Source organism: Actinoalloteichus spitiensis RMV-1378 (genome assembly GCF_000239155.1).
GTDB lineage: Bacteria > Actinomycetota > Actinomycetes > Mycobacteriales > Pseudonocardiaceae > Actinoalloteichus_B > Actinoalloteichus_B spitiensis.
Genome location: NZ_AGVX02000139.1, coordinates 1 through 9917, shown reverse-complemented (window position 1 = coordinate 9917; position 9917 = coordinate 1). Strand labels below are relative to the sequence as shown.

At 70.1% G+C, this 9917-nt stretch carries 9 protein-coding genes; 4 read left to right on the top strand and 5 right to left on the bottom strand.

Features of this window, described 5'->3' with window-relative positions; translation table 11 throughout:
* From ACTIDRAF_RS0207560 to ACTIDRAF_RS0207540, 5 genes are all read right to left on the bottom strand, one after another.
* A partial coding sequence (locus ACTIDRAF_RS0207560) for a cytidine deaminase (RefSeq protein ID WP_016698117.1) occupies positions 1-266 on the bottom strand: 266 nt, incomplete at its 3' end.
* Positions 267-338: 72 nt separating this feature from the next.
* Positions 339-1766, bottom strand: a complete 1428-nt coding sequence (locus ACTIDRAF_RS0207555) for an ABC transporter permease (RefSeq protein ID WP_016698116.1) — start codon at positions 1764-1766, stop codon at positions 339-341.
* Complete coding sequence (locus ACTIDRAF_RS0207550) at positions 1763-2863, bottom strand: ABC transporter permease (RefSeq protein ID WP_016698115.1); 1101 nt, start codon at positions 2861-2863, stop codon at positions 1763-1765. Before ACTIDRAF_RS0207550 ends, ACTIDRAF_RS0207555 begins: the two co-directional genes overlap by 4 nt.
* A complete protein-coding gene (locus tag ACTIDRAF_RS27720; protein WP_016698114.1) occupies positions 2863-4515 on the bottom strand; it encodes an ABC transporter ATP-binding protein in 1653 nt (550 codons plus the stop codon). The genes ACTIDRAF_RS0207550 and ACTIDRAF_RS27720 overlap by 1 nt, the downstream gene beginning before the upstream one ends.
* A gap of 215 nt (positions 4516-4730) precedes the next feature.
* Positions 4731-5876 carry a BMP family lipoprotein gene (locus ACTIDRAF_RS0207540; RefSeq protein ID WP_016698113.1) on the bottom strand — a complete coding sequence of 382 codons (1146 nt, stop codon included), beginning with the start codon at positions 5874-5876 and terminating at the stop codon, positions 4731-4733.
* A gap of 432 nt (positions 5877-6308) precedes the next feature.
* On the opposite strand from ACTIDRAF_RS0207540, the gene sdhC reads away from it, so the two are divergent.
* The 4 genes from sdhC to ACTIDRAF_RS0207520 all read left to right on the top strand — a co-directional run bounded on the left by sdhC (position 6309) and on the right by ACTIDRAF_RS0207520 (position 9877).
* Entirely contained in the window at positions 6309-6746 is a 438-nt protein-coding gene (sdhC, locus tag ACTIDRAF_RS0207535; RefSeq protein WP_016698112.1) for a succinate dehydrogenase, cytochrome b556 subunit, read from the top strand.
* Positions 6747-6748: 2 nt separating this feature from the next.
* Positions 6749-7171 carry a succinate dehydrogenase hydrophobic membrane anchor subunit gene (locus ACTIDRAF_RS0207530; protein ID WP_016698110.1) on the top strand — a complete coding sequence of 141 codons (423 nt, stop codon included), beginning with the start codon at positions 6749-6751 and terminating at the stop codon, positions 7169-7171.
* 118 nt (positions 7172-7289) lie between these two features.
* Positions 7290-9074, top strand: a complete 1785-nt coding sequence (gene sdhA / locus ACTIDRAF_RS0207525; RefSeq protein ID WP_016698109.1) for a succinate dehydrogenase flavoprotein subunit — start codon at positions 7290-7292, stop codon at positions 9072-9074.
* Positions 9074-9877, top strand: a complete 804-nt coding sequence (locus ACTIDRAF_RS0207520; RefSeq protein WP_016698108.1) for a succinate dehydrogenase iron-sulfur subunit — start codon at positions 9074-9076, stop codon at positions 9875-9877. The genes sdhA and ACTIDRAF_RS0207520 overlap by 1 nt, the downstream gene beginning before the upstream one ends.
* Positions 9878-9917 lie beyond the last annotated feature (40 nt).

Here is a 9917-nt window from a genome sequence, read left to right as displayed (position 1 = left end):
CCGGCACCGGAGCGGCAGGCGACGGCGACGAGCCGTCCGCCGCCGGTGAGCTGGAGCTGCCCGGCCAGGGTGCACTCGGCGCAGAGACCGACCCCGTAGGAGGCGTTCTCCACGTTGCACCCGGTGACCACCCGACCATCCGAGCACACCGCCGCCGCCCCCACCTGGAGCCCCGAGTAGGGGCAGTAGGCGGACTGGGCGGCGCGGACCGCCTCCTCCCGCAGGGCGTCCCAGTCCACCTCGGTCCCGGTCGTCGCCGTCGTCATCTCGTTGGCTCCTCTTCCCGCACGTCCGCGTCCACTCGGTCCTCGCTCCCCCGTCCCGCCGGAGCGAGCGGGTCAACCACCTGTCGGTGGCGCCGCCCCGCCCGCACCGGGAGGTTGCTCCCCGCCGGGTTCCGACCGGCGGTCGGGAGGTGGTGCTGCCCCGGACCCGGGGGCGCCGACCGAGGCCCCGGGTTCCTTCCCGCCCCGTTTCCGCCGACCACCGGTCTCCCGGCTGTACTGGAGCCCGTTGGCCGCCGGTCCCCGCAGTTTCTGCGCGGCGACGGCGAGCACCACCAGCGTCACCAGGTGGGGCGCGTAGGCGAGCAGCTCCCGAGGGATGCCGTCGGTGAACCAGTACACCGCGTAGAGCGCGACCGCTCCGCCGAGGGCGGTGGCCCCGTTCGTCCAACGGCCCCGGACGAGGTGCACCACGGCGAGGACCAGCACCAGCAGTGCCGCTCCGTACAGCAGGGCGTGCACGGTCGTCTCGCCCTGCCGCAGCCGGAGGCCGTCGGCGTACCCGAACAGCGCGGAACCGCCGAGCAGACCACCCGGCCGCCAGTTGCCGAAGATCATGGCCGCGAGGCCGATGTAGCCACGGCCGTTCACCTGGTTCTCCGAGTAGCCGGGCTGCCCGGGGTTGAGGACCAGGGCGGCACCGCCGATCCCGGCGAGCGCACCGGACATGATGACGGCCGAGTACTTGTACAGGTACACGTTGACGCCCAGCGACTCGGCGGCCTTCGGGTTCTCACCGCAGGAGCGCAGCCGGAGTCCGAACCGGCTCCGCCACAGCACCAGGTAGCTCACCGGCACCAGCAGGATGCCGATCATGGCCAGCGGGGAGACGCCGATCACCAGGCCGCGCAGGATGCCCGCCACGTCGGAGATCCCGACCCGTTGCATCGCCTCCAGCTCGCCCAGCCAGCCGGCCAGCGGCTGTGCCGAGTAGGTGTCGAACTTCGGGACCGGCGGCGACTCGCGCGGGTTCCCCGACAACGGGTAGAAGATCAGGCTGGACAGGTACTTGGTGACGCCGAGGCCCAACAGGTTGATCGCCACACCGGAGACGATGTGGTTCACCCCGAAGGTCACGGTGGCGACCGCGTGCAGGAGGCCACCGACAGCCCCGAACAGCGCGGCGGCCAGCAGGCCGGCCCACGGTCCCCAGTAGTAGCCGGCGAACGCCGCACCCCAGGTCCCGAAGATCATCATGCCTTCGAGGCCGATGTTGATGACGCCGGCCCGTTCCGCCCACAGCCCGCCCAGGGCCGCCAGCAGGATCGGCAGCGCGAACCGGGCCGCCGACTCGATCGTGCTGGAGGAGGTGAGCTGCGGGAGCCCGGTGAGGAAGGACGTGGTCGAGAGCAGGACCATGACCACCGCGACCCAGAGGGCTCCCATGAGCCAACCGGGGATCCGGCGCCGGGACCGCGCCGCCTTCTCGGTCACCGGCCCCGCCGAGGTGTTCGGGTCCTGCGACGTAGCGCCGAGGGTCATACGGCACCTCCTGCCGACACGGGCCGCGGCTCACCGGAGCCGGGCGGGTTCTGCCCGCCGACGCGCCGCTGCTCGGCCCGCAGCTCGACGCGGCGGACCAGCTCGTACGCCACGACGACCGACAGGACGATCGAGCCCTGCATGATGGTCACGATCTCGCTGGGCACGCCCACGTTGTCGAGGGCGAGCCTGCTCTTGTCCAGGAAGGCCCACAGCAGCGCGCCGAAGGCGATGCCGACGGGGTTGTTCCGCCCGAGCAGCGCCACCGCCAACCCGGTGAACCCGTAGCCGGCGGGGAAGTTCAGGCTGAAGGTGTGGTCCCTGCCGAGCAGTTCTGGCAGGCCGGCGAGGCCGGCGACCGCACCGGAGATCAGCAGCGTCACCAGGATCATCTTCTTGGCGTTCACGCCGCCGGCGGCGGCCGCCGTCGGCGACTTCCCGGAGGCGCGCAGCTCGAAGCCGAACCTGGTCCGGTTCATCAACACCCAGTACCCGACGCCGAGGGCGGCGGCGACCAGCACCATCCCGAAGACGGTCCCGGAGGAACCGAAGGAGAACCCGGGGACCCGGTTGGACTCCGGGAGGTAGGGCGTGCCGATGTTGTTCCCGCGCAGCTCGCCGAACATGTCCGAGCTGATCAGGTAGGCGATCACGCCGAACGACAGCGCGTTGAGCATGATCGTGGAGATCACCTCGGACACGCCCCGGTACACCTTGAGCAACGCGGCGATGCCCACCCACGCGGCTCCGGTGGCGGCGGCCGCGAGCATGGTGACGACCACACCCAGCCCGAACGGCAGCGTGACCGCGCCACCCACGATGGCCGCGACGCAGGCCGCGAGCCGGTACTGGCCCTCGATGCCGATGTTCAGCAGGTTCATCTGGAACCCGAGGGCCGCCGCGAGGGCGACGATGTAGTACGAGGTGGCGGTGTTGACCACGTCCACGGCGGTCGTGCCCCGGCCGAGGCTGCCCACCATGGCGCCCAGCGCCTCCAGCGGACTGCTCCCGGAGAACAGCAGGGTCACCGCGCACAGCAGCACGGCGAAGGCGATCGCCAGTGCCGGCGGCAGCAGTTTCGCTCGTATCGACCCCATCACCGATCCCCGCCTCGTGTCGACTGGCCGGCCTCACCGTCGTCCGTGCCGGGGGTCGACTGGTCGGCCGCCCCGCGCCCGGAGCCGACGTCTGCCGCGCCGGTCATGGCCGCACCCAGCTCCTCCGGGGTGACGGACCGGGGGTCGGCGTCCGCGACCAGCCGGCCGCCGTAGATGACCCTGATCGTGTCCGACAGCCCGATCAGCTCGTCGAGGTCCGCGGAGACGAGCAGCACCGCGAGCCCCTGGGCCCGCGCGGTCTTGATGTGTTCCCAGATGCCCGCCTGCGCGCCGACGTCCACCCCTCGGGTGGGGTGGGAGGCGATGAGCAGGACGGGATCACCGGACAGTTCACGCCCGACGATCAGCTTCTGCTGGTTCCCGCCGGAGAGCGCCCCGGCGGCCACGTCGATGCCCGGGGTGCGGACGTCGAACTGTTCGACGATGCGGGCGGTGTCCGACCTGGCTCCCTCGATGCTGAGCCAGGCGCCGCTGGAGACCGGGCGGCGGCTCTGGAACCCGAGGATGCGGTTGGACCACAGCGGTTCGTCGAGCAGCAGGCCGTGCCGGGTGCGGTCCTCCGGGACGTACCCGATACCCGCCTCGCGCCGCGCCATCGTCCCCTTGGTGGTGAGATCCACCCCGGACAGCCGAACGGTGCCGGCGTGGGCCCGGCGCATCCCCATCACGGCCTCGACGAGTTCGACCTGGCCGTTGCCCTCGACCCCGGCGATGCCCACGATCTCCCCCGCCCGGACGGTGAGGTCGATCGAGTCGAGCAGGGGACGCTCACTGCCCTCGCTCCGCAGGGTCAGGCCCTCCACACGCAGCACCTCGACGTCGGTGACCGAGGACACCCGCGTCTCCGGGCTGGGGAGCTCGCTGCCCACCATCATCTCGGCCAGCTGCCGGGAGGTGACCGTCCTCGGGTCCGCGGTACCGACGGTGGTGCCACGCCGGATCACGGTGACCGAGTCGGCGATCGCCCGCACCTCGTCCAGCTTGTGGGAGATGAAGAGGAAGGTGTAGCCGTCGGCCCGCATCTCGCGGAGGGTCGCGAACAGCTCGTCGACCTCCTGGGGGACCAGCACGGCCGTCGGCTCGTCGAGGATGACGATGCGGGCGCCCCGGTAGAGCACCTTGAGGATCTCGACGCGCTGCCGGTCGGCGACCCCGAGTTCCTCGACGAGGAGGGAGAGGTCGACGGTGAGCCCGGCCCGCCTGGCCAGCTCCGCCACCTTCGCCCTGGCCCGCCGCCCGATGCCGTGCAGCTTCTCCGCGCCCAGGAGCACGTTCTCCAGCACCGTGAGGTTGTCCGCCAGCATGAAGTGCTGGTGCACCATGCCCACACCCGCGTCGATCGCGTCGGCCGGGGAGCGGAAGACCACCGCCCGTCCCTCGACCTCGATCGTGCCCTCGTCGGGCTGCTGCATCCCGTAGAGGATCTTCATCAGGGTCGACTTGCCCGCGCCGTTCTCGCCGCAGAGCGCGTGCACCTCGCCGGCCCGCACGCTCAGGTGCACGTCCGCGTTGGCGACGACGCCGGGGAACCGCTTGGTGATCCCGGACAGCCTCACCGCGGGCACGGCGGCTGTGTCGGAGGGCACCCCGGCGTCGCGACCGGTGCCTTCCTCGGGAACAGGACTGGTCATCCCGCCCTTCCTTGTCGTGTGTGGCTCTCGGCCGCGTCTCGACCGGCCGACGACGGTGGCGGCGGGCGTGGGTGGCCGCGCCGCCCTTCGAGTGTGCGGGACGCGCGCCCGCCCGCCGGGGGCGGCCCCGTGCCCGGATCCGCCACCGGGCACCCCGCGCGCTGGTCGCGAGGTGCCCGGTGCGCCGCCTGGAGCGGCGGGGTGGGTGCTCCGGCTCAGCCGGTCGGCGAGGACGGGACCTCGATGTCACCCGCGATGATCTGCGCCTTGTACCCGTCGAGGACGTCGGCGATGTCGTCGACCATCCCCCCCGAGGTGGAGTAGTCCACGCCGTCGACGCTCAGGTCGAAGACCTCGGGGAAGTCGGTGAGGTCGTCCTCCGCGACGGCGGCGAGGTAGTTGAAGACCGCCACGTCGACCCGCTTGAGCATCGAGGTGATGATGACGTCCTTCGACTCCGCCACCGTCTCCTGGTTGTACTGGTCGGAGTCGACGCCGATCGCGAGCGCGTCACCGGCCTTGGCGGCCTCGAACACGCCCTTGCCGGAGGCACCGGCGGCGTGGTAGACGACGTCGGCGCCGGCGTCGATCTGCGCGCGGGTCGCCTCGTTGCCCTTGGCCGGGTCCTGGAAGCCCGTGATGTCCCCGGCCGGGGTCAGGTAGGTGTTCTCGATCTGGATGTCCGGCGCGGCCGCGCGGGCGCCCTCGAGGAACCCCGCCTCGAACTTCTGGATCAGCGGCGTCTCCACGCCGCCGACGAAGCCGACGTGGCAGTTGTCCGACTTGTAGGCGGCGGCGACACCCGCGAGGAAGGAGCCCTCGTGCTCCGCGAACAGCAGCGGGGTGATGTTGTCGGCATCCTCCACCGCCGCGTCGACCAGCGCGAAGTCGGTGTCCGGGTAGTCGGCGGCAACGGTCTCGAACGCGTCCGCGTAGGCGAAGCCGACGCCGATGATCGGGCTGAAGCCCTCGTCGGCCAGCTGGCGCAGCCGGGACACCTTGGCGTCCTCTGACTCGTTGGCCTCGGCCGTCAGCTCGCGGACGTCACCCAGGCCGAACTCCTCCTCGGCCCGGTCGAGACCAGCGGCGGCGGCATCGTTGAACGAGGCGTCGCCCCGGCCGCCGATGTCGTAGGCCAGGCCGACGCGCAGCTCGCTGCCGTCGACGTCGGCCGTCTCCGGTGTGCTGACCTCGACCTCGTCCGGGGCGGGGGGCGGGTCGGCCAACTGGCAGCCGGCGGCACCCTCGCCACCGGCGCCCTCACCGGACGTCGACGTGCCGCCGCCGTCCTTGGCACACCCGACCACCGCCAACACCCCGGTCAGGGCGATTGCCAGCGCGGCACCACGCGGTCGACGCATGGTTGCACTCCTTCCGACTCAGTCATGCTGAGCAGCACAGAGGTCTCTGCGGACGCCGAACCGTACCTGCCGGTAGCGCATGGTCGGTAGCCGTTCACAGGCCCTTAACCGAATCGTTGGGTCCGCATCCCGGGAGGAACCCGGTTCGCGGTTGACAACCGGGATCCCGCACGCAGCGCGACCACTCCAGGGCGAGTTCCCCCGCCCCGGTTCGCCGGGTGCGGCTCCCCGCACCCCACCGCCACCGGGCCGGTGGGCCACCACCGACCGGGGCCACGGCATGTTCGGTCAGTCACAACCTGGCACCGCCGGCTGTGCCGAAGTGATTGCCCAGGACTAACATCCGGCGAGTCAAGGCTTCGTGATGCTCGAGGCGAGTTCTCCGCGACGTTACGAGTCCCTTCCCACCAGCGATGTTGGAGGCCGTCGATCATGGCCAGCACCACCGCCCACTCGGCTGGTGCCGCGGACCGGGCGGGGAACGCCCGGCTTGGCGGCACCCTGTACCGGGGCGACCCGGGGATGTGGTCGTGGGTAGCCCACCGGATCACCGGTGTGCTCGTGTTCTTCTTCCTGTTCGTCCACGTGCTGGACACCGCACTGGTGCGGGTCTCACCGAACGCGTACGACGTCGTGATCGAGACCTACAAGCACCCGGTGATGGTGCTCTTCGAACTCGGCCTGGTCGGCGCCGTGCTCTACCACGCCCTCAACGGCATCCGGGTGATGCTCGTGGACTTCTGGTCGAAGGGCACCAAGTACCAGAAGCCGATGCTGTGGACGATCCTCGCGATCTGGCTGGTCGTGATGATCCCCGGCTCCTACTACCTGCTCGTCAAGGGCTTCGCTGACCTGTTCGGGGGTAGCTGACCATGTCCGTGACCGACGCCCCCTTCTCGGTGGACAAGCCGAGGTCCCCGCAGCGCCCGGCGGCCCGGCGCAGCAACTTCGAGCTGTACAGCTGGTTGTTCATGCGCCTGTCCGGCCTGCTGCTGGTGTTCCTGGTGCTGGGCCACCTGCTCATCATGCTGTTCCTGGACGACGGCGTGCAGCGCATCAACTTCGCCTTCGTCGCCGGCCGGTGGGCCTCACCGTTCTGGCAGTTCTGGGACCTGACCATGCTGTGGTTGGCCGGCCTCCACGGCGGCAACGGCCTGCGCACCGTCATCAACGACTACGCGCGCAAGGACCAGACCCGCTTCTGGTTGAAGATGCTGCTCTACGTCTCGATGATCGTCATCATCGCGGTCGGGACCTTCGTGCTGTTCACCTTCGACCCCAACATCGGTAACTGACGCCGGTCCCCCGGGTCCCCCGACGGCGACGCGGTAGGCGCCGTCCGACGCGAGAAGTGCGGGCGACCCCGGGTGGACGACCACCCGGGGTCGGCGCAGTGAAGACGGAGAGACGCTCATGCAGTTCCACAAGTACGACGTGGTGATCGTCGGCGCCGGTGGCGCCGGGATGCGAGCGGCGATCGAGTCCGGTCAGCAGGCGCGTACCGCGGTGCTCACCAAGCTCTATCCCACTCGGTCCCACACCGGCGCCGCCCAGGGCGGGATGTGCGCCGCGCTGGCCAACGTCGAAGAAGACAACTGGGAATGGCACACCTTCGACACCGTCAAGGGTGGTGACTACCTGGTCGACCAGGACGCCGCGGAGATCATGGCCAAGGAGGCCATCGACGCGGTCCTCGACCTGGAGAAGATGGGGCTGCCGTTCAACCGCACCCCCGAGGGCAAGATCGACCAGCGCCGGTTCGGCGGCCACACCCGCAACCACGGCGAGGCCGCGGTGCGCCGGGCCTGCTACGCGGCCGACCGCACCGGCCACATGATCCTCCAGACGCTCTACCAGAACTGCATCAAGCACGAGGTCGAGTTCTTCAACGAGTTCTACGTGCTGGACATCTGCCTCACCGAGACCGAGGACGGCCCGGTCTGCACCGGCGCGGTCGCGCTGGAACTGGCCACCGGCGAGATCCACGTGTTCCAGGCGAAGGCCGTCGTCTTCGCCACCGGTGGTTTCGGCAAGGTCTTCAAGACCACCTCGAACGCGCACACCCTGACGGGTGATGGCATGGCCATCGTCTTCCGCAAGGGCCTGCCGCTGGAGGACATGGAGTTCTACCAGTTCCACCCGACGGGGCTGGCAGGTCTGGGCATCCTCCTGACCGAGGGCGCCCGGGGCGAGGGCGGCATCCTCCGGAACGACTCCGGCGAACGCTTCATGGAGCGGTACGCGCCCACCATCAAGGACCTCGCGCCGAGGGACATGGTGGCCCGGGCGATGGCCACCGAGGTCCGCGAGGGCCGGGGCTGCGGGCCGCACAAGGACTACGTGCTGCTCGACCTCACCCACCTCGGGGCGGAGGTGCTGGACGCGAAGCTGCCGGACATCACCGAGTTCTCCCGTACCTACCTGGGCATCGACCCGGTCGACGAGCCGGTGCCGGTGTACCCGACCGCCCACTACGCGATGGGTGGCATCCCCACCAACATCAAGGGTGAGGTGCTGCGGGACGCCGAGAACATCGTCCCGGGCCTGTACGCCGCCGGGGAGTGCGCCTGCGTGTCGGTGCACGGCGCGAACCGGCTGGGCACCAACTCGCTGCTGGACATCAACGTCTTCGGCCGACGGGCCGGGATCGCCGCCGCCGAGTACGCGAAGGCGCACGACTTCGTCGACCTGCCCGAGTCACCGGAGGTCCCGGTGGTCGCGATGGTCGAGAAGCTGCACGGCTCCACGGGCGGTGAGCGGGTGGCGAACATCCGCACCGAGCTCCAGCAGACGATGGACGCCAACGCCTCGGTCTACCGCACCGAGGACACGTTGAAGCAGGCCCTGCACGACGTGCAGGCGCTCAAGGAGCGCTTCGACCGGGTGGCCATCCAGGACCACGGCAAGCGGTACAACACCGACCTGCTGGAGGCCGTGGAACTCGGCTTCCTGTTGGAGCTGGCCGAGGTGCTGGTGCTGGGCGCGATCAACCGGAAGGAGTCCCGGGGCGGACACGCCCGCGAGGACTACACCACCCGTGACGACGTCAACTTCCTGCGCCACACCATGGCCTACAAGCAGATCCCGGACGACGACACCACGAAGAAGACGGGCTTCGGTGGTCTCACCGCCGACATCCGGCTCGACTACAAGCCGGTTGTGATCACCCGCTACCAGCCGATGGAGCGCAAGTACTGATGTCCGCACCCACCACAGAGAAGCCGGGCACCGACGACTCGCGGAACGACCCGGCCGCGCCGCCCCCCGCTCCGGAGGGCTCGGTCGTCGTCACCGTGAAGATCCGCCGGTACAACCCGGAGGGCGACGCGGACGAGCCCTACTGGGAGTCCTTCGACGTACCGGCCCTGCCGACCGACCGCGTGCTGAACCTGCTGCACCACGTCAAGTGGTACCTGGACGGCACGCTGGCCTTCCGACGCTCCTGCGCCCACGGCATCTGCGGGTCCGACGCGATGCGGATCAACGGCATCAACCGGCTCGCCTGCAAGGTGCTGATCAAGGACCTGCTGGCCGGTGGCGGGAAGCACACCACCATCAGCATCGAGCCGATCAAGGGCCTTCCCGTGGAGAAGGACCTGATCGTCGACATGGAGCCCTTCTTCGAGGCCTACCGGGCGGTCAAGCCCTACCTGATCACCACCGGCAACGAGCCCACCCGGGAGCGCCACCAGTCCGCGGCGGACCGCGCCCGGTTCGACGACACCACCAAGTGCATCCTCTGCGCCGCGTGCACGACGTCCTGCCCGGTGTTCTGGACCGAGGGTTCCTACTTCGGCCCGGCGGCGATCGTCAACGCGCACCGGTTCATCTTCGACAGCCGGGACGAGGGCGCCGAGGAGCGGCTGGACATCCTCAACGACAACGAGGGCGTGTGGCGGTGCCGCACGACGTTCAACTGCACGGACGCCTGCCCGCGAGGCATCCAGGTCACGCAGGCGATCCAGGAGGTCAAGCGGGCCCTGCTGTTCCGCAGGGTCTGACCCTCCTGCCCTCGGGGAGAGCCGGCGGCCGCGAGCGGCC

Bases quoted from the DNA above. Each gene is read 5' to 3' on its own strand.
- ACTIDRAF_RS0207555 (WP_016698116.1), bottom strand. From the start codon at position 1,766: ATGACCCTCGGCGCTACGTCGCAGGACCCGAACACCTCGGCGGGGCCG.
- ACTIDRAF_RS0207550 (WP_016698115.1), bottom strand. From the start codon at position 2,863: ATGGGGTCGATACGAGCGAAACTGCTGCCGCCGGCACTGGCGATCGCC.
- ACTIDRAF_RS27720 (WP_016698114.1), bottom strand. From the start codon at position 4,515: ATGACCAGTCCTGTTCCCGAGGAAGGCACCGGTCGCGACGCCGGGGTG.
- ACTIDRAF_RS0207540 (WP_016698113.1), bottom strand. From the start codon at position 5,876: ATGCGTCGACCGCGTGGTGCCGCGCTGGCAATCGCCCTGACCGGGGTG.
- sdhC (WP_016698112.1), top strand. From the start codon at position 6,309: ATGGCCAGCACCACCGCCCACTCGGCTGGTGCCGCGGACCGGGCGGGG.
- ACTIDRAF_RS0207530 (WP_016698110.1), top strand. From the start codon at position 6,749: ATGTCCGTGACCGACGCCCCCTTCTCGGTGGACAAGCCGAGGTCCCCG.
- sdhA (WP_016698109.1), top strand. From the start codon at position 7,290: ATGCAGTTCCACAAGTACGACGTGGTGATCGTCGGCGCCGGTGGCGCC.
- ACTIDRAF_RS0207520 (WP_016698108.1), top strand. From the start codon at position 9,074: ATGTCCGCACCCACCACAGAGAAGCCGGGCACCGACGACTCGCGGAAC.